The sequence below is a fragment of the Flavobacterium hydrocarbonoxydans genome (assembly GCF_009789235.1).
GTDB classification, from domain to species: Bacteria; Bacteroidota; Bacteroidia; order Flavobacteriales; family Flavobacteriaceae; genus Flavobacterium; species Flavobacterium hydrocarbonoxydans.
The window spans coordinates 574,133-595,468 of sequence record NZ_WSTB01000001.1 but is presented as its reverse complement, the minus strand read 5'-3'; the positions used below and the strand labels follow the sequence as shown (position 1 = coordinate 595,468).

Sequence of the window (21,336 nt, the reverse complement as noted above, 5' to 3'; positions counted from 1 at the left end):
TTTTTTTCGACATAGTTTGTCATTCTGTAAGAATCTCAGCAAATGCAAATCACTGCGAGTAGAGATTCCTGCTGAATGACAAGTTTGCGTTTGAGTTTTGATTGATTATTTTTTATAAATCTCAATTTTAAACATAATTTATGAATTGAGTTTTGAAATTATAATTGATATTAGCATTCATTTCGTAATTTTACACGGAGTTTGCGTGAGGGGGTGAAGCGGCATCCTTTTATTTTTTTTCTTTAAAAAAATAAAAGATACAGCGGAAGACCCGACCCTTGGGGCACGCTCAAAACAAGATTATAGAACACAATTAAATAAATATAATTATGAAATTTTTTATTGACACAGCAAATTTAGCTCAGATTAAAGAAGCACAAGCTTTAGGTGTTTTGGATGGTGTAACTACAAATCCGTCATTGATGGCGAAAGAAGGAATCACTGGAAAAAACAATATCCTGAAGCATTATGTGGACATTTGCAATCTTGTTGAAGGGGATGTAAGTGCTGAGGTGAATGCGCTGGATTATGATGGAATGATCAAAGAAGGAGAGGAATTGGCTGAATTGCACGATCAAATCGTGGTAAAATTGCCGATGACTAAAGAAGGTGTAATGGCTGCAAAATATTTTTCGGATAAAGGAATTAAAACTAACGTAACTTTGGTTTTCTCTGCAGGTCAGGCTTTATTAGCGGCTAAGGCTGGAGCTACTTATGTTTCGCCATTTATTGGTCGTTTAGACGATGTTTCGACTGATGGATTAGCATTAATCGAGGAAATTAGACTAATTTATGATAACTACGGTTATGAAACTCAAATTTTGGCAGCTTCTGTACGTCACACTATGCACATTGTAAACTGTGCTAAAATTGGTGCAGATGTTATGACAGGACCACTTTCTGCAATTGCAGGATTGTTGAAACACCCGTTAACAGACATTGGATTGGCGCAGTTTGTGGCTGATTTCGAGAAGGGTAATAAATAATAGAGTCCTTAAATAATATTTAAATCGTCATGTTTCTTGGTAAACATGGCGATTTTTTTTATATTTTTAGGTACTAAATAATACCTAACTTATGAAAAAAATACTTGTAATGTTGACGTTTTTGGTGGCTGGTTTAACTGCAAATGCGCAAGCCAAAATTCTAAAAGAAGTTAACGAAGCTGGTGATGTAGCTAGTTTTGAATTGGATTGTACGGTTAAATTTCAAACTCTGGCCAAAGGTTTGCGATATAATATCACGCGCCATGAGTTTAAAGGTCCTGAGCTGAAAAATAGTTATCGACTGATGCTGGTTATGGATGGATTTTATTCGAAAACATTAAATAATACCATGACTATTTCTGCAGTTTTAAGCGACGGAACAGTGTTAGAAGCTAAAAAGATAATTGAAGAAGACGGCTATTTTGATGGAGCCTGCACGATAAAAATTAAAGATCCAAAAGCACTCTTAGAATTGCATATTGTAAAAGTAATTGTGCATGCTGATAAAGATGTCGTATATCCTTTGACCGCAAAAAGCCAGGAAATTTTCAAGAAGAATTTGAATAATATTTATACTGCGAAGTAAAATTTAAAAAAAATCCAATAAAAAAATTCCAAATTCCAATTTTATTAATTATTGGAATTTGGAATTTAAAAGTTGGATTTTTTTTACAAAGATTTAGTGACCTCCGCCTTCGCTTGTGATATGCGTGATGCCTTGTCTTTTTAATATTTTTGGACAGTAGTAACCATAGAATCCTAAATAAGCAAAACCTAAAAGTGGAACAATGTATGAGAAGTGTGTCCAGGTGATACCGAAAATTCCTTCTGGGCTAGTGATATCAAAATCACAAATACTTCCCTGAACCAAAGGAATAACTCCTCCTCCAAGAATCATCATAATTAAGAAAGATGACGCTTTTCCAGTGTTTTTTCCTAATCCTGCGATAGCCAAATCAAAGATAGATGGCCACATGATCGATAAGAATAAACCTCCAGAGATAAAGAAGAATTTAGCAATTTCAGTATCAGGGCAAACCAATCCGGCCAACATCATAAGTAAACCTGAAATTCCGAAAAGCATTAATGTTTTTCCAGCATCTTTTCCGCCAATAAAACTTACTGCAATAAAGATTAAAATCCAGATAGGGTAGATGTAAAATCCAGAAACATCATGTGCAGCAAAGATGTTAGCTCCAATGATTACTCCAAAAGCTAATGCAGGAACGATGAATTTTAATGCTGTGTTTACTAAAGTTGAAGTGTTGAAAACGTTTACTCCACCATTCCAACGACCAATCATTAAACTTCCCCAGTATAATGCGATAAAAGGAGCGATAGCGTCTTCTAGTACATTTCCAAATTCAGCTGTATGCAATAGTGCCGGTAAATTACTGATGATGGTAACCTCTGTTCCAACATAGATAAAGATACCTAACATTCCCAAGTATAATTGAGGATAATCGAAGATATTGAATTTTTCGTGTGCTACTTTTACAACAACTTCCTCTTTTTCAGGATCTTCAATTTTAGAAAAATTCATGAAGACTGCCACAATAATAAAGGCAAGACCTAGAATAATAAATGGTAATTTGATGTCTTCTAATGAAAGGGATGTTTTTTTATCGTCTCCCATTCCGAAAAGAGCAATTCCAAGCAAGATCGCTCCAATTGTAGTTCCGAAAGAGTTTATTCCACCAGCTAGTGTCAAACGGTGTGCTCCTGTTACAGGGCTTCCCATTTTAATAGCTAAGGGATTTGCTACGATTTGCTGAATTGAGAATCCTAATCCTACCGTAAATAAAGCGGTTAGGAAGAATGGGAAACTTTCCATTGTTGCGGCAGGAACGAATAAAAATGAACCAACTGCTGAAAGGACTAATCCTGCTGAAAGTGTTTTTTTGTATCCGAATTTTTGTAAAACATCTACTTTTAATGATACTATAAAGAAAATTATTGACCCTACAAAGTAAGCAGCGTAAAACGCCCAGGCTACTAATTGTGATTGTACTTGCGATAAAGTAAATACTTTTTTGAATACTGGAATCAGGATGTCATTGGCTGAACCAACAAAACCCCAAAAGAAGAAGACTATTATCAATGAGATAAATTGTCCCCATTTGGTTTGTACATTTTCTGAACTCATAATTGTGATTAGGTTAATTTTTTAATTTTATTGTTTTTTGAAGACCGTAAATATATTTGTTACAATTATCAAAAAAAAATAAAAAGCCACAAATAATGTTAAATTTAAACCAACAACACAATTTATTCAACAAAGTGTTAATTTTAAGGGTATTAAAATGTAAACTATTCTAAAATTTTATTTTTTACTTCTTTGCTGTAATTTCGACCAATTGGAATTGTATAAGAAGAAATCTGAATACGATTTCCTTCGATAGATTTTACTTTATCCAGAGCGATTACATACGATTTATGAATTCGGATGAAGCGCTCCGTAGGTAATTCTTCTGATAATGAGGTTAATGATTTGTGCGTGATATAGGTTTTATCGGGAGTTACAACTTTTATGTATTCTTTCATGCCTTCGACAAACAGGATTTCTTCCATGTTTATTTTCATCATTTTTTTATCAACCTTAATGAAGATATGTGAGTCTCCTTTAGCGTTTTCAACCTTGATGTTGTTCTTTAAATTGAATTCGGTAGTAATTTTATTGATACATTTTATGAACCTCGGAAGCGGAATTGGTTTAACCAGATAATCCAAAACATCTAAATCATAACTTTCGGCAGCAAATTCTCTAAAGGCGGTTGTGATAACTACTTTGGTTTTGTTTTCGATTAAACTTATTAATTCAAAACCGGTCATCATGGGCATGTTGATATCCAGAAAGACTACATCTACCGGAGTTGAATTTATGAAATCTAAGGCTTCTAACGGATTGTAAAAAGTTCCAATAACTTCAAAGTCTCCAAAATTTGTCAAATAATTTTGTAGAACTTTGATAGCTAAAGGTTCATCATCGACCAAAAGGCATTTAATCTTCATTATAAAGTGGTATTTGCAAACGAATTATATAGTAATTGAACTTAGTTTTATACTTTAAATCGAAATTGTTTTTATAGATCAATTTTAATCTTTTCTTGGTATTGATTAGTCCAATACCGCCCTTATTCTTTACATTTTGCGAAATTACAAAGTTATTGATGATTTCAAAGTCCAGCGTCTGGTTGTTGATAACTTTGCAATTGATTTTGATTTTCAGGTTCTGATTGTTCAGACCGCCGTGCTTAAAGGCATTTTCGACTAATGAAATAAATATGAGTGGCGGAACCTTTACTTCTTCAATATTCGATTCGAGATTTACAGCAACTTCAACATTTTCAAAACGAAGCTTTTCTATCTCGATATAATTCTGAATGTATTCAATCTCTTTTATTAAAGGAACAAATTTTGTCGATTTTACATCATACAATACATACTCCATCAATCGTGATAATTTTATGATTACATCCGGAACCTTGTTTGAAGATTCTAATGACAACGCATATAAGTTGTTTAAAGTATTAAAGAAAAAATGCGGCTGTATCTGATTCTCCAGATATTTTAATTTGATTTTAAACTGATTTTCGCGCAACGATCGGTTTCTTTCGCGTTCCCGTAACCAGGTCAATGTCAGATAAACTGAGGATGCCATCGCCAAAACATACAATTCACCTATACAAACCGCTAAAATATGATTGATATCAAATGGATGGTATTCTCTATTGGCTTCAGGCCAGATATTTTCGGAAATGATTACATAGGTGAGTGCCGTTTTTAATAAATAAACTCCAAACAAGCTTACTAATAAGGAAAAGGTATAGGTAATGTATTTCTGTTTTAAGACATAACGTGGAACTAAAACAAATAGATTGAAATAGACTAAAGGAATGTGTAATGAAAACTCAATTAAGTTCGATTTGAAAGAATAAGGGTAATCATTAAAGTAAGCGCCCCATCTTAAAAAATTGAGAGTGAAATAGCTTCCCCAAAACCAAATGTGGTTTTGAAGCTTGATATCAAATTTTAATTTTTGGATTTCGCTCAACTTAATTGTTGTGATTTATGGTATTGTAACTCAATTGGTGATTTATTATGCAACTTTAAACATTTTACCACTAAAAACACAATTTTTTTGAATAAAATTTTAAGAAATCTGCTAAACTTATTATTATTCTTGTTAGAGAACGTTTTCGTGTAACGCTTTATTGAATGTTTCGTGTCGTTTGTTTAAGGTTTTAAGTTGTTTGTATAATTAGTTTTATTTATGTTAAAATTAACAATAATTTTATCGCTTAACCAACAAAACCATGAAAAAAATGAAAAATTTTATGTTAATCTTTGTTGTTTTTCTAGTAGCGACTACCACCTTCGCGCAAACGAAAACAATTAAAGGTCTGGTAACGGATGAAAAAGGATTTCCGCTACCAGGAGTAAGTATTCTCGTTCAGGGAACGAACAAGGCAAGTCAGAGTGATTATGACGGGAAGTATTCCATTGAAGCTTCAAAAGGAGAAGTAGTTGTGTTTTCGTATATCGGAACGCAAACAAAAATGGTACCTGTTTCAGATTCACCTTTAATAAATGTTGTGCTTTTAGCCGATGCACAAAATTTAGATGAAGTTGTTGTTACCGCATTGGGTATCAAAAGACAAAAGAAAGAACTGGGATACGCAGTTCAGGATATCAAAGGAGATCAATTAAATAAAGTCATTACAACGAATGTTGCTACTGCGCTTTCCGGAAAAATTGCCGGTGTTGATGTTTCGATTCCTGCCACGGGTGTCGGTGGAAGTGCAAGGGTTATTATTAGAGGTATTTCAAGTATAGGCGAGAATAATCAGCCGCTATATATTGTAGATGGTGTTCCTATTGATAATACAGGTTTGTCTAATGATAGTGCTGCAGCAAGTAAATGGTTTGACGGAAGAGATAGTGGAGATGGTATTTCCAGTATTAACCCCAACAATATCGAAAGCTTGTCTGTATTAAAAGGTGCTGCAGCATCCGCTTTATACGGTTCACGAGCCTTAAATGGTGTAATCTTGATTACTACCAAAAAAGGGAGTAAAGGAAAATTGCAAGTTGAGCTTACCAGTGGTGTGAGCTTTGACAGAGTAAATGCAAAATACGATGATTTTCAATCGGAATATGGTTCAGGATCGCATGGTCTTTTGCCGGATCCTTTAAAAGCACCTAGCGAAATATATGGCTATACGACTAGTGCCTGGGGACCTAAATTTTCAGAATCAGTAGGGCAGGAGGTTATAATATTTGACGGCTCAATGAAACCTTATGCTAAAGTGGATAATAATATTCAGGATTTCTTCAAAACAGGAACGACACTAACTAACGGAATTTCGCTTTCAGGAGGTAGTGAGAATGTTTATGTACGTTTTGGTTTTAACAATATGAAGAATGAGGATGTTATTCCTAATTCAGGTTTAGAAAGAAACGATGCCAGTTTAAGTGCCACTTTAAAATCAGAGAAATTTACTTTAGATGCTAACATCAATTACATGGTCGAAAATACGCAAAACAGACCAGGTTTAGGAGATTCGCCAAATAACGTAGGCTATTCGTTAACGGGTCTGGCTCCTAACATCGATCAGGCGTGGCTGCAGCATTATCAAAATGAAGATACAGGAGAAATTTATAAATGGAACAATAATATTTATCAGTTAAATCCTTATTTAACGGTAAATGCAAACCATAACTCTTCTAAGAAAAATCGTTTTATGGGTAATGTTGCCGGAACCTATCAGCTTAAAAGATGGCTGGGAGTAACTTTTAGAACGGGTCTTGATACTTATACTTTTGGTTCTAAAGATTTTATGGTAGCCGGAAGTACATGGCCAGGAAGAGATAACGGATACCTTGGATTGGATGATATTACGGTTTCTGAAATGAATACAGATATCATTGCTACTATTAGTGATATTAAACTGGCTACAGATTTTAGTTTCTCCGGAATTTTAGGAACTGGCCGAAGAGATTTTAGAAGATCACAAAATTCTAGTTTTGGAACCAATATTATTGAGCCAGGGACAGAATATATTAGTAATTTCTCGACTCAGACCATAAACCCGCCATCTGAAACAAAAACACGAACAAATTCTATTTACGGTTCTGCTAAGTTTGATTATAAAGGATATTTATATGCTGAGTTTACAGGTAGAAATGACTGGTTTAGTGTGATATACGGTGCTGATGAATCGGCCTTTTATCCTGCTGCATCAACAGGTTTTATATTCTCTGATGCTTTAGAAATTAAAAGTGATGTCTTTACTTATGGTAAGTTAAGAGCTTCCTGGGCACAGGTTTCGAACTCTCCGGGAGCGTATAAAAATGCGCTAAACTATACGACTTATTCAGCTTACGACGGTCAGAGTGTTGTGAATATCAAAAATTCAGCAGCGCCAAATCCTAACCTTACATATCAATCGAAAACGGGAGTGGAGTTTGGTCTGGAAACAGCTTTCTTCAATAACAGATTAAAAGCAGATATTACTGTGTATCGTGAAGATACGGCTGATCAGACGCTTGATTTAGCTTCTTCGGCAACATCAGGATATGAGTTTCTTTCTGTAAATGCTGGTAAATTGCGTAACGAAGGTATTGAGGTATTTTTATCTGGTACGCCAATTAAAACGAAGGATTTTGAATGGGGAGTTGACTTGAACTTTTCTAAAAACAAAAACACAATTGTTTCATTACATCCAAATATTAATACCTATAATATTTCTGAGGCTCGTTGGGCTGGTGCCGCAATTGTGGCTCAGGTAGGCGGACAATACGGAACTATTATTGGTAAAGATTTTCTAAAAACGCCTTCTGGAGAAGTGATTATCGGAGCCAATGGTCTTCCAACTTATACAGAAAACAAAGTAGAATTAGGAAAAGGCGTACCGGATTGGGCAGCAGGTCTAACCAACAGATTTTCGTATAAAGGCATCACACTTCAGTTCTTATTGGATATGAAGTTTGGTATGGATGTATATTCGATGACCAACTCGGTTGCAGCAGGAAAAGGACTTCTTGATGTTACTACAGAAGGAAGAGATGAATATAATGCAGCAAGAGCAGCGGCGGCAGCAGCTGATCCTGATTTTAATCCGGGAACATGGGTACCAACTGCGGGTTATATTGCAAATGGTGTTGTAAATACTGGTACTGCTGATAGTCCTGTTTACGAAAAAAATACCACTCCTGTAGATCCTCAAACGTATTGGGATGATGTATCTCGTAATACACCGGCTCCTTTTATTTATGATGCTTCTTATGTAAAACTAAGAGAAGTAAGTTTAGGATATACCTTGCCTAAGAGTGTTTTTGCAGGTTCAAAAGTAAATTCGATCTACTTATCTGCATTTGCCAGAAATTTATTGACATTCAATAAGGATTTACCAAACATTGATCCGGAATCGATGTACACATCAGGAAACGGACAAGGTTTTGAGTATGGCTCTTTACCATTCAGACAGTCGTATGGTTTTAATATTAAAGTTACATTCTAAAAAAGTAAATCATGAAAATTAAAAATATAATAATAGCCACACTTGCTGTATTTACAGTAGTAGGCTGTACAGAAAACTTTGACGAACTGGTAAAAGATCCGGTAGCGTTATCTCCTAACCCAGCGGGTCAGCTTACCTTTACACAATTGTGTTTGTCTGGTGACGGATATTATCAGCATAGAACAAACCTGATATATGCAGGTGGTTTTGTGCAGCATTATTCCGGATCATGGGCTGTAACAGAATATGGCAGCAAGTTTAAGAGAGTAGATGAATATGCAACAGCTTTATGGCGTAACGCGTATGCTAACGAAATAAAAAGTGTTGTCGATATTATTGATAAAACAAGCGGTGATGAGACAGCTGTAAATATGAATGCAGTGGCTAAAATTATGCGCGTAATGATCGCACATCGTTTAACAGATATTTATGGTGATGTTCCGTATTCTGAAGCTGGTATGGCTTTTTCTAAAGGAATTATAACGCCTAAGTATGATAAACAACAAGATATTTACGCTGCCTTTTTTAGCGAATTGCAGGAAGCTTATGCGCAGTTAAATGCTAATGGTGGAGCAATAAAAGGAGATTTGTTTTATAATGGAGATGTATCTAAATGGAAAAAATTAGCCAATACCCTGCGCTTGCGTCTGGCAATGAGAATATCTGAGGTAACTCCTGCTGAAGCTGAAAAACAAGCAAAAGCAGCTTTACAAAATGGTGTTTTCGAAAGCAATGCAGACAACTGTATTATGCGTCATTTGGATTTTCCTTTTAATGATAATCCGGCTACCCTTGATTTTAGAGGAAATGGATTGTCTTATGGTTATATATCTGATGAGCATGGAGATCATTTTAGTTCATTACTGATTGACTATTTAAGAGATAATGGCGACCCTAGACTAACCATGATTGCTACGCCAAAAATGGGAAGTGTAAATTGGGGGCCTGTAGCGCCTGGCGAAAAATTATACGAAGGAATTCGTCCGGGAACTTTTAGATGGGATATTCCGGGAGGCTCTAATGCTGCTTCAGGTATTCAGCCTTATTTAAAACTAAGAACAACTCCATTTTTGCACGTGAGTTATTCAGAAACACAATTGTTATTGGCAGAAGCAGCTTTCAGAGGCTGGGTTTCAGGATCAGCAGCTGACTATTATAAAAAAGGAGTAGAAGCTGGTGTCAAACAATTAGAAATTTATGGTGCAGCTCCGGCAAGTCAGGCAAGTATTGATACTTACGTAAATGCTAACCCCTTAGTAGCTGGAACCGAAATGGAACAAATAGGAACTCAAATCTGGGTTACTTATTTATTCAATAGTATCGAAGCGTATTCTAACTGGAGAAGAACAGGATACCCTCATTTATTACCTATAACCAATCCTGATAATGGAAATGGAGGCAAAACACCTACCCGTTTGTATTACCCTAATGATGAGATGCAGAAAAATGAAGCCAATTATTTAGATGCTGTAGCGAGACTAGGCGGAACAAATGACTGGAATGGAAAAGTTTGGTGGGATGTAAACTAATATAATCTTAAAAAGAAAGTTATGTCTAATAGGGTATTGTTTTAACCTTAATTAAAATGAAAACAACCGTTTAAATTCGCAATTATGATTAAAAATAAAGCCTTATTAGGCATCCTTTTTTTGGTAAGTTCTTTTTTTACAAGCTGTTCAGGACAAAAGGATTTAGATCCTGAAAAACCTATTACCAAAACAGCGAGAGTGGTAGGCTATTTAGCGACACACAATTTTGATAAAATGCAGTCGCTGCAGTTTTGCAAACTCACGCATCTTAATCTGGCATTTGCCAATCCGGATGCACAGGGAAATTTAGTAATAGACAAAAATATTGATCCCCTGATTAAATATGTCCGAACTGTAAATCCTAGTATCAAAATTTGTATTTCGGTTGCTGGTGGAGTAATTTCATCAGAAGTAGCGGCCAATTGGTCCAACCTTATTGATACGCCTGAAAACCGCCCTGAATTTATTAAGAAGATTGTACAATTTGTAGAACTTCATCAATTAGATGGTGTAGATGTCGATCTGGAATGGGATGCCGTAACAAGTGGTTACAGCGGATTTGTTTTGGAACTAAAAGAAAGTTTAAAAAGCAAAAACTTGCTCATTACATCGGCTCTGCCTAATAATACCCGATTTGTAAACATATCCACGGCAGCTTTAAATGCTTTCGATTTTATAAACATTATGGCCTATGATAGTACAGGACCATGGTCGCCAGATAAACCGGGTCAGCACAGTTCGTTTGAGTTTGCCAAAGAAGGTATCGATTTTTGGGGAAAACTACAAGGTGTTGCCAAGGACAAACTCACTCTGGGGGTACCTTTTTACGGATATAATTTTACCAATGCCGAGGTAACCAGTGCAACCTATGCTCAAATGGTAGCAGCAGGTACGCAGTTTGCAGACAAAGATGAGTTAGGCAAAATTTATTATAACGGAAGACCGACTATCGAACAGAAAGTTATTTTAGCATCTGAGACTAGTGGAGGCATCATGATTTGGGAAATTGCACAAGACACCTTTGATCAATATTCGTTATTAGATGTTATTCATAAAAAATACAATGCATTAGGATATAAAACTTCGGGGATGTGTGGAAATTAAGATGAATTAAAGCACAGCACCGGGTAAGAATAAGTATTTATTTGTTGTTGTTATATTCTAGAAGCCTTTTGAGATTTATTCTCAAAAGGTTTTTTTTATTTTTTCAAATCTAATACATCAATCAATCCCCATCATTATTGTGGAGATAGGCCTTGCGCCTATCCTATACCGGTTTCAGATTAAGTTGGATAGGCGAAAGGCCTATCCCGACAGGTTCCAAACTCCGTCCGATAGGTTCGTAACCCCTCCAGATAGGTTCCAAACTCCGTCAGACAGGTTCCGAACCCCGCTAGACAGGTTCCAAACCCCGCTGGATAGGTTCCAGACCGGGTTGGGATAGGTTCGGAACCCCGCTAGATAGGTTCGGAACCTATCCAGATAGGTTCCAGACCAGGTCCGGATAGGTTCGGAACCTATCGAACGGACCTTAGAACCTATCCAGACAGGTTCGGGACCGGGTCAGATAGGTTCAGAACCGGGTTAGACCTGGTAGATAACCTGTCTAACGGGGTTCGGAACCTGTCTGACGGAGTTTGGAACCTATCTAACGGGGTTTAGAACCTCATAAATGAAGTTTCAAATAGGTATGGATAATGTTATAGTACTAATTGAAGCCCAAAAACCTTTTTGAATAGTTTGTTTTTTTTAAAAGAAGAAAATTTTTAACGGAATATAGAAGTCTTGAAACCCTTAAAAGAATCTTAATTTTTAACTAAAGGCTTCATTATATAAAGGATAAGCTAGTGGTAACAGTATTTACAATGAAACTACTGATTTCTTAAATAAAATTCTAGTAAAACCTCAGTAATGTTATAATACATTAAAGTGAAAACGTTTTCGCAAAACGTATTATTGAAAGTTTTATGTCGTTTGTTTAAAGTTTATGACAGTTTGTATAATTTATTTTTTTTAACAATACGTTAAGAATAAATTTACATCATAACTAACAAAAATAAATAAACATGAAAAAAATTTTCTTAATCTTTATGATTGTTTTTACAGCGCAAGTTTCGCTTGCTCAGGTAAAAAGTATCAAAGGTGTGATTACAGATTCTGATGGGATGCCGTTACCAGGGGCATCTGTTGCTGTACAGGGAGGTCAGAAAGGTACAGTTACCGATTTTGATGGTGTATTTGCTGTAGATGCACAAAAAGGACAAACCTTAGTTTTTACGTATGTAGGTTTGGAAACACAAAACATCGTTGTAGGAGATGCTACTACAATAAATGTTAAAATGGTTCAGGCATCTTCAAATTCATTAAATGAAGTTGTAGTAACTTCATTAGGTATCAAGAAAACAAGAAAATCTTTGACTTATGCTGCACAAGAGCTTAAAGGAGAAGAGTTAACTCGTGTAAAAGATGCCAACCTTGTGAACACAGTTGCAGGTAAAATTGCGGGTGTTGCCGTTACTAAGAGTTCATCAGGTGCTGGTGGATCTACAAAAGTAGTGATTCGTGGTAATTCATCATTTACTAATAACCAGCCTTTGTATGTTATCGATGGTATTCCGTTGTATAATGCAGGTTCAGGTCAGCCAAACGGAACATTTGGAGATCTTGCCGGAGGTAACAAAGACGGTGGAGATGTAGTATCGTTGATTAACCCGGATGATTACGAAGGAATGACAGTTCTTAAAGGTGCTGCTGCTTCTGTATTATATGGTAGCCAGGGAGCTAATGGTGTAATTTTACTTTCTTCTAAAAAAGGAAAAGTAGGTGTTGAATCATTTAATGTAAACTCTGTTACTACTTTTGATTCTGCTGCTTATTTACCAGAATTCCAATCTGATTATGCTTCTAATGTGGGTGATCCAAGATCTTGGGGAGCAAAACAAAAAGTAGATGGAGATGATGAAATTAAAGATTTCTTTAATACAGGAACTACTCAAATTACCTCTATGTCTTTCTCTAAATCTACAGATGGTGCTAGTACAAGTTTAACGTATGCTAATACTAACGGTACGGGTATCATGCCAGGAAATGAAATTATGAAGCATAACTTTGGTGTTCGTCAGACAAGTAAATTCTTTGATGATAAATTAAGTGTAGCTGTTACAGGAAATTATGTAACTCAAAAAATCAATAACAGACCAGTAAATGGTTTGTATTTTAACCCAATAAGCGGTGTTTTCTCTCATCCAAGATCTTTTAGTTTAAATGATTTAAAAACGTATGAAGTTTTTGATCCTGTAACAAACATGATGACACAAAACTACCCTGGATTTGCTGCTGTAAACGAAAGTAATGAAAATCCATACTGGCAAATCAACAAGCAAAAATCTCTTGATACAAATACTTTTTTCAATGGAGCAATTGCTTTAGATTATAAAATTGCTGAGTGGTTTCATTTAACTTCAAGATATAGTTATAATAGAACTGAAAGTACTTTTGAGAAAGAAATGTATGCTGGTTCTGCTACTTCTTTAGTGCATCCAACAGGTAGATATATTAACTCAAACATAGTTGGAACTCAAAACTATGCAGATTTAATTGCTTTGTTTAATACAGATATTAATGAAGATTTTTCATTTAATGGAACACTTGGAACAAGTATCAACAGTTCTAGAGCTACTGGTCTAACATTAGACTCAGGAATTGGTGGAGGTCTTGTTTATGATAACATTTTTACATTAGGTAACTTCGTAAACAATAACGGAAACGTTCAGACTGGTGCTGCCAGAGAAGTACAATCTGTATTTGCTGCTACAACATTTGGTTATAAAAATTATTTATTCTTAGATCTTGCTGCAAGAAATGACTGGTCTTCTACTTTAGTAAATACGGATAGCCCAAGTTTCTTTTATCCTTCTGTAGGTGCAACAGCAATTCTTAGTGATATGACTACAATGCCAGACTTTATTAGCTTTGGTAAAGTTCGTGCTACTTATGCACAGGTTGGTAATGATATTTCTGCTTTTATTACAAGCCCAACTGCAAGTATTGTTGCAGGAAACATTGTTAATCCTACAGTTGGTCCAAAACCAGGTACCGATTTAAAACCGGAATTAAAATCTGAATTTGAATTAGGTACTGAATGGAGAATGTTTAATAACAGATTAGGTTTTGAGGTTTCCTATTATAACTCAGAAACTAAAAACCAATTTATTCAAATTCCTGCTGAATCTACAAATGCTAATGGATATACTTTTTATGGTATCAATGCAGGAAGTATTTCAAACAATGGTTTTGAGGTTGTTTTATTTGCTGATATAGTTAAAACTGATAAATTCAAATGGGAATCAAGAATTAACTATTCTCAAAATAAGAGTAAAGTAAATGATATTCCAGCTGAAAGTGCAAACGGAAGAATTGTTTTGACTGATCCAGGATCAAACAACTATAGATTTTCATTAGTTGAAGGAAGACCTTTTGGAGTAATTGAAGGTATTAACTTTAAAAAAGATGCTCAGGGAAGAGTATTAGTTAATGATGATGGAACAATTCAAAGAACAGATTGGGAAGAAGTAGGTAACGCAAATCCTGATTTTATGTTAGGTTGGTCAAATACGTTCAAATTTGGAGCCTTTACTGCTAATATCTTAATTGATGGCCGTTTTGGAGGTGAAGTTTTAAGCTTAACTCAGGCAATCAATGACTTTAATGGAGTTTCTAAAGCTACTGGTGATGCCAGAAATGCTGGAAGTGTTCAGCTTAATGGTGTAAAGGCTAGTGATGGTACTGCGGTAACTTCGCAAGATCCATTTACTTACTACAGCAATAACTCTGGTAGAAATGGAGTAACAGGAGAATATGTATATGATGCAACTAATGTAAATGTTAGAGAGATTTCGATAGGTTATACTTTTAATAAAAAAACATTACCATTCGTACAATCAGCTAGTCTTTCGTTAATAGCAAGAAACTTATTCTTTATTTATAAAGATGCGCCATTCGATCCAAACGTAGCTTTAAGTACTGGTGAAGGTTTACAAGGTGTTGATGTGTTCGGAATGCCATCAACAAGAAGTATTGGTCTTAATTTAAACTTAACATTCTAAACTTACAATCATGACACTAAATAAAATAAAAAGAACAGCAATTTGCTTCTCTTTACTTGCAGCTGTAAGTTGTACAGATAATTTCGAGGAGTTAAATCAAAATCAGGTTGGGGCAACTACAGCTGATTTAGAACAAAATTTTAATAACATTAAAAGTTTAATTAAGCCTGCATTTACAAGATTGTATATTTCTGATGTTACCTGGCAATATCAATTGCAACAAAGTTTGCAGGCAGATGGCTGGTCAGGATATATGACGACTCCAAATGAATTTGGAGGGGTAAACAATCATAACTACGCATTAAATGCGGGTTGGAATGGATATGCCTGGGATGATGCTTATGTAAATATTATTGCAAATCTTCATAAAGTTAAGCAAAGAGCTGAGGGTAAATACGATCAGTTTTATGCCTGGTCTTTGATTATCAAAGTTGCTACCATGCAAAGAATTACAGATATGTACGGACCAGCTGTATATTCTAAATTTGGAGCTGAAGGTTTAGCTACTTATGATTCTCAGGAAGAAATCTACACACAAATGTTTAAAGATCTAGACTTTGCTGTTACAGATTTGAGTGCGAGAATTGCTGCAAAAGAGGAGTCTAAATTTACTCAAACAGATCAGTCTTCTTGTGCTGGTAGTTATTCTCAATGGGTTAAATATGCAAACTCTTTACGTTTAAGACTGGCAATGCGTGTTTCTAAAGTTAATCCTTCTTTAGCTAAAACAGAAGCTGAAAAAGCAGTTAACCAGACTTATGGTGTGCTTAGTACAAATGCAGATGTTATGAAAATCAAATCTCCATTAGATTTGAATGTAATTGATGTAATGAGCCATGCTTGGGGAGGATTGTTCATGGGAGCTGATATGGAATCTATCTTAGGAGGTTATGGCGACCCGCGTTTAGCTAAATACTGGAATCCTTCTACAATTGTTCCAGGTGAAATAAAAGGAGTTAGAACAGGTATTGTATATCCAACACCATCTACTTATGCTGCATTTTCGCAAACAGGTGACAGAACAAAAACTGGAGAAGTTACCTGGATGTCAACAGCTGAGGTTTATTTCTTAAGAGCTGAAGGAGCATTAAGAGGATGGAACATGGGCGGAACTGCACAAAGTTTATATGAGTCTGGTATTAAAGCTTCATTTGAACAAAATGGTGTAGCAGGTGCTGATGCTTATTTAGCTGATAACACTAAAATGCCTAAAAACTATGTTGATCCTATAAACGCTGCTAACAATGCTGCTGCTGTAAGTAAAGTTACGGTTGCTTGGGGAACTGACAAAGAGGTTAACCTTGAAAAAATTATTACTCAAAAATGGATTGCTACTTATCCTGATGGACAGGAAGCATGGTCTGAGTTCAGAAGAACCGGATATCCAAAATTATTCAGAATCACAAACAACAAAAGTGGTGGTGTAATCAGCACTGAATTAGGAGTTAGAAGATTGCCTTTCTCTGCTAATGAAGTAGCAAACAACCCTAAAGGAGTTGAGTCTGGTGTTGCAGTATTAGGAGGACCAGATAACGGAGCTACCAGACTTTGGTGGGATGTTAACAAAGCAAACTTCTAAGAAAAAGTAAAAAAAAAAAGAGAATATAAGTTTGGTTAGTAAATGGTATAAGTAATGCAAATTACTTATGCCATTTCTAAAACCAATGTGGTAATTACTATAAAAAGAAACAAATGAAAAGTGCTTTAGAAATAAAACCTGATATTAGCTATAAAAGTGCAGGAAAATTTGAAGAAACAAGATTCGAAAAAATACACAACGAAATCTTCAAAAATTCGGCAGAGGCTTCAGTAATTGTGGCGCAGGAAATCGCTCAGTTAATTAGATCTAAACAAGAAAAAGGAAAATCTTGTGTACTAGGTTTAGCAACAGGTTCTTCTCCTATTAAAGTATATGAGGAATTGGTTAGAATGCACAGAGAAGAGGGTTTAAGTTTTAGCAACGTTATCACTTTTAATCTGGATGAATATTATCCGATGAATAAAGAGAATAACCAGAGTTATCACTATTTCATGCACCAGCATCTTTTTAATCATATTGATATTAATCCTGATAATGTTAATATTCCGGATGGTACAATCGCTATTGATGAACTAAATCAGTATTGCATTGACTACGAAATGAATATTAAAAACGCAGGAGGTCTTGATTTTCAATTATTAGGAATTGGTCGTACAGGTCACGTAGGTTTCAACGAACCGGGATCACACATCAATTCAGGTACCCGTATTATTACACTGGATCACATAACAAGAGTAGATGCCTCATCTGATTTTAATGGTATTGATAATGTTCCTAAAAGAGCCATTACCATGGGAGTTTCTACCATCATGCGATCAAAAAGAATTGTATTAATGGCTTGGGGACAAAACAAAGCCGATATCATCAAAAGAACGATTCAGGGTGATATTAGTTCTGAAGTTCCGGCTACATTTTTACAAAATCATTCAAATGCCACTTTCGTTTTAGATCAGTCTGCTGCTTCTGAATTAACGCGTTTCAAAACGCCTTGGTTGGTAGGAGAGTGTATCTGGAATCATGAATTAAAAAGCAAAGCGATTGTTTGGTTATGCCAAAAAACAAAACAGTCTATATTAAAACTAACAGACCGTGATTATAACAATAACGGGATGTCGGATCTATTGGCACAGGAAGGTTCTGCTTATGATTTGAATATTAATATGTTCAACGTATTGCAGCATACTATTACAGGATGGCCTGGTGGAAAACCAAATACTGATGATTCTCATCGTCCGGAAAGAGCCAATCCGTCTCAAAAAAGAGTCATTCTTTTTAGTCCGCACCCAGATGATGACGTAATATCAATGGGAGGTACTTTTTCAAAATTGATAAAACAAGGACATGATGTACACGTAGTATATCAAACCTCTGGAAATATTGCAGTTACTGATGATGAAGCTTTAAAATTTGCTGAAGTTGGTAAAGATTTTATTGGCGATGCTGCTGCACAAATAAACTTTAAATCGGTTATAGAGTTTCTGAACAACAAATCTGAAAACCAGATAGATTCTTTAGAAGTTCGAAAATTAAAAGGACTGATCAGACGAAGAGAGTCTTACGCAGCCACAAGATACATTGGTTTAAAAGATGAAAACACACATTTCTTAGATCTTCCGTTTTACGAAACAGGACAGGTGAAGAAAAACCCGCTAGGTCCGGACGATATTGCTATCGTTAAGGATATCATTGCCAAAATAAAACCGCATCAGGTATTTGCGGCAGGTGATCTTGCTGATCCGCACGGTACACATGAGGTATGTCTGAATGCTATTTTTGCTGCCATGAAGGAATTGAAGCCGCAAAAATACATGGACGATTGCTGGTTATGGCTGTACAGAGGTGCCTGGCACGAATGGGATATTCACGAAATTGATATGGCGGTACCCCTTAGTCCGTCTGAAGTATTATTAAAACGTCATGCCATTTTATACCACCAGTCTCAAAAAGACAGGGTGATGTTTCAGGGTAACGATTCGAGAGAGTTTTGGGTTAGGGCTGAAGATCGTAATAAAAACACTGCCATTTTATATGATGAATTAGGGTTGGCAGAATACGAAGCAATCGAAGCCTTTAAACGTTTTGATTATTAAAGAGTACCTTTTTTAGGATTCGTTTTGGGAGCGAATCTAATAACAAAATTCAGATTGATTTCATAGCGATTAGTGAGGTTCAATAGCGATCACTCTGGGTTTTGTTTCTTTTATCTATTTAATAATGTTGCTATGGTAACATCTTTTTCAAATTCAATAAAATGAAATACTTACTAGTTTTACTATTCGCCGGTTTGACCTCTACTGCTCAGATTCAGAAAGAGCAGCTAAATCTTATGCCCTGGCCTCAGAATGTTGTTTTAAATGACGGAAATTTTACTTTGGATAAAACCTTTAAAGTAAACATTACCGGTAACCCTAATTCAAGAATATTTGGAGGAGTAACTCGTTTTTTACGCAGACTGGATGGTAGAACCGGATTGTTTTTCGAACAGGGATTTATTACAAAACTAAATGAATTTCCGGCTGCTTCGTTGCAAATAAACTGTGAGAAAAGCGGCAAAATTGGTTTGTATGAAGATGAAAGTTATCATTTGGATATTAAACAAAATCAAATTACAATAAATGCAACCAGCGATTTAGGAGCATTACATGGTCTTGAAACGTTATTGCAAATGCTGCAAAATAATAATAGTTCATTTTATTTTCCTACAGCCCAAATTTCAGACTTTCCAAGATTTACCTGGAGAGGTTTAATGATTGATGTATCCAGACATTTTCAGCCTATAGATGTTATTAAAAGAAACATAGATGCGTTGGCCGCAATGAAAATGAATGTTTTTCACTGGCATTTAGTGGATGATCAGGGATGGAGAATCGAGATGAAGAAACATCCTAAACTGATAGAATTAGCATCTGACGGATTGTATTATACACAGGAAGAAATTAAAAATATTGTAAAATATGCTGATGAGCGCGGTATTTTAGTTGTTCCTGAAATTGATGTTCCGGGTCACGGATCCTCTATATTAACGGCTTACCCTGAAATTGGAAGTAAAGTAATTACACTTACTGGGGGAACTTCTGAAAAAAATATTCAAGGCACCGCAATTGCGACCTATGGAATTGAAAGAAATGCTGGTATTTTTTCGCCAACATTAGATCCTTCAAATCCTAAAACATACCAATTATTAAGCGAAATTTTTGATGAGGTTTGTCCTCTGTTTCCGGGTGCTTATTTTCATATCGGAGGAGATGAAAACGAAGGGAAAGACTGGGATGCGAACCCTAAAATTCAGGAGTTCAAAAAGAAACATAAACTGGCAACCAATCATGAATTGCAGACGTATTTTACCATGCAATTAGTTCCGATGCTTAAAAAACACGGAAAACAATTGATGGGTTGGGAAGAAATTTTGACTAAAAACATGTCGAAAGAAGCAATTATTCATTCGTGGAGAGGACCAAATGAAGGAGTTGCTCCGGGACAATCATTAGTTGAAGCAGTAAAAAAAGGCTACAAAACAGTTTTGTCTAACGGCTATTATATCGATTTGATGTATCCGGTTGAAAGCCATTACCTAAACGACCCAATGCCTAAAGGTACAGAACTGACTACTGAAGAAAAAGCAAGAATTCTTGGAGGTGAAGCGACTATGTGGACAGAACTTGTATCATCATCAACAGTAGATTCAAGACTTTGGCCAAGAACAGCGGCTATTGCAGAAAGACTTTGGTCAGCCGAAAACATTACAGATTTGGCAAGTATGCGCAGACGTCTGGATGTGGTTTCTTTTAGATTAGAAGAATTGGGTCTGACACACATTCGTAACAGGGCTGTGATTCTAAGAAACATTGCAAACAATCAAAACATAAAATCAATTAATGAATTTTCTAATGTTTGTGAGCCTCTTAAAGGATATACCCGTAATAAAGGTGGAACGGAATATCAGATGTATTCTCCGTTGACACTTTTTGCAGATGCCTGTACGCCGGATGCTAAAGATGCCTTGGCTTTTGATGAGGCGGTTAAACAATACCTAACGAATAAAACAACTGAAAATAAAACAAAAGTAGCGGCCTTTTTTAATAAATGGATTGCGGTAAATAAAGGATTAATCGAATTGAGTGCAAACGCTCCTTTGGTTCAGCCCATTTTACCACTGTCTAAAAAATTAAATGACGCTTCTCAGGAATTGTTACTTGTTTTAGATAATAAATCAACTTTAAAAACAGAGGATTTAAAGAATCTGATAGAACAGTGTAATACAAAAGAACACGCTGATGTGGAGTTAGCAGTTTATGCAAGTCTTAAAAAATTAATATAATAAATTGAATAATAAGTTTGGTTTGAATTAGTGTTTAGTAAGTAAGTTTAGTTGCCATGATTATTTTAGAGTGTAATCCTTATCTCTACTAGAAATCTCTAGTAGAGATTATGGCAAAATTTAATTAAAAACATCTTTTTTGACCATCGAAATATAAAAACAAAAACCACCGAAACATAAAAAAAAATTATTAACACCTAAAACCAAATAGCTAGAAGAAACATGACAAATAAGTAAAGTATTTTTAAGAGGTAAGTCTGCTGATTTGCCCAATATGTTTAATACTAATTTTTAAAATAGCGTATAAATACAAATCACCTTATTTACTGATGAGC

Annotated in this window: 12 protein-coding genes; 9 read left to right on the top strand and 3 right to left on the bottom strand. The window is 35.4% G+C overall.

Features of this window, described 5'->3' with window-relative positions; genetic code table 11:
* Positions 1-329 precede the first annotated feature (329 nt).
* A complete protein-coding gene (fsa, locus tag GON26_RS02505) occupies positions 330-986 on the top strand; it encodes a fructose-6-phosphate aldolase (RefSeq protein WP_160373133.1) in 657 nt (218 codons plus the stop codon).
* A gap of 91 nt (positions 987-1,077) precedes the next feature.
* Complete coding sequence (locus GON26_RS02500; protein WP_160373132.1) at positions 1,078-1,572, top strand: hypothetical protein; 495 nt, start codon at positions 1,078-1,080, stop codon at positions 1,570-1,572.
* A gap of 93 nt (positions 1,573-1,665) precedes the next feature.
* On the opposite strand, the gene GON26_RS02495 is transcribed toward GON26_RS02500, so the two are convergent.
* The 3 genes from GON26_RS02495 to GON26_RS02485 all read right to left on the bottom strand — a co-directional run bounded on the left by GON26_RS02495 (position 1,666) and on the right by GON26_RS02485 (position 5,040).
* Entirely contained in the window at positions 1,666-3,132 is a 1,467-nt protein-coding gene (locus GON26_RS02495; RefSeq protein WP_160373131.1) for an MFS transporter, read from the bottom strand.
* A 164-nt stretch (positions 3,133-3,296) separates the two neighbouring features.
* On the bottom strand, positions 3,297-3,998 hold the full coding sequence (locus tag GON26_RS02490) for a LytR/AlgR family response regulator transcription factor (RefSeq protein WP_160373130.1): 702 nt from the start codon (positions 3,996-3,998) through the stop codon (positions 3,297-3,299).
* Complete coding sequence (locus tag GON26_RS02485) at positions 3,988-5,040, bottom strand: sensor histidine kinase (RefSeq protein ID WP_160373129.1); 1,053 nt, start codon at positions 5,038-5,040, stop codon at positions 3,988-3,990. The genes GON26_RS02490 and GON26_RS02485 overlap by 11 nt, the downstream gene beginning before the upstream one ends.
* 271 nt (positions 5,041-5,311) lie before the next feature.
* Here GON26_RS02485 and GON26_RS02480 point away from each other — a divergent pair, with 271 nt between their 5' ends.
* From GON26_RS02480 to GON26_RS02450, 7 genes are all read left to right on the top strand, one after another.
* On the top strand, positions 5,312-8,509 hold the full coding sequence (locus GON26_RS02480; protein WP_160373128.1) for a SusC/RagA family TonB-linked outer membrane protein: 3,198 nt from the start codon (positions 5,312-5,314) through the stop codon (positions 8,507-8,509).
* 11 nt (positions 8,510-8,520) lie between these two features.
* The gene (locus GON26_RS02475) at positions 8,521-10,038 is read left to right on the top strand and encodes a SusD/RagB family nutrient-binding outer membrane lipoprotein (protein ID WP_160373127.1); all 1,518 of its coding nucleotides are present in this window, start codon (positions 8,521-8,523) and stop codon (positions 10,036-10,038) included.
* 84 nt (positions 10,039-10,122) lie between these two features.
* Entirely contained in the window at positions 10,123-11,142 is a 1,020-nt protein-coding gene (locus GON26_RS02470) for a glycosyl hydrolase family 18 protein (RefSeq protein ID WP_160373126.1), read from the top strand.
* Between the two features lie 962 nt (positions 11,143-12,104).
* On the top strand, positions 12,105-15,143 hold the full coding sequence (locus tag GON26_RS02465) for a SusC/RagA family TonB-linked outer membrane protein (RefSeq protein ID WP_160373125.1): 3,039 nt from the start codon (positions 12,105-12,107) through the stop codon (positions 15,141-15,143).
* 10 nt (positions 15,144-15,153) lie between these two features.
* Positions 15,154-16,722: a RagB/SusD family nutrient uptake outer membrane protein gene (locus tag GON26_RS02460; protein ID WP_160373124.1), complete on the top strand. Its 1,569-nt coding sequence runs from the start codon at positions 15,154-15,156 to the stop codon at positions 16,720-16,722.
* 113 nt (positions 16,723-16,835) lie between these two features.
* On the top strand, positions 16,836-18,773 hold the full coding sequence (gene nagB, locus GON26_RS02455) for a glucosamine-6-phosphate deaminase (protein WP_160373123.1): 1,938 nt from the start codon (positions 16,836-16,838) through the stop codon (positions 18,771-18,773).
* Between the two features lie 161 nt (positions 18,774-18,934).
* Positions 18,935-21,001, top strand: coding sequence for a beta-N-acetylhexosaminidase (locus GON26_RS02450; RefSeq protein ID WP_160373122.1), 2,067 nt, complete (start codon positions 18,935-18,937; stop codon positions 20,999-21,001).
* The last annotated feature ends 335 nt before the right edge of the window (positions 21,002-21,336 follow it).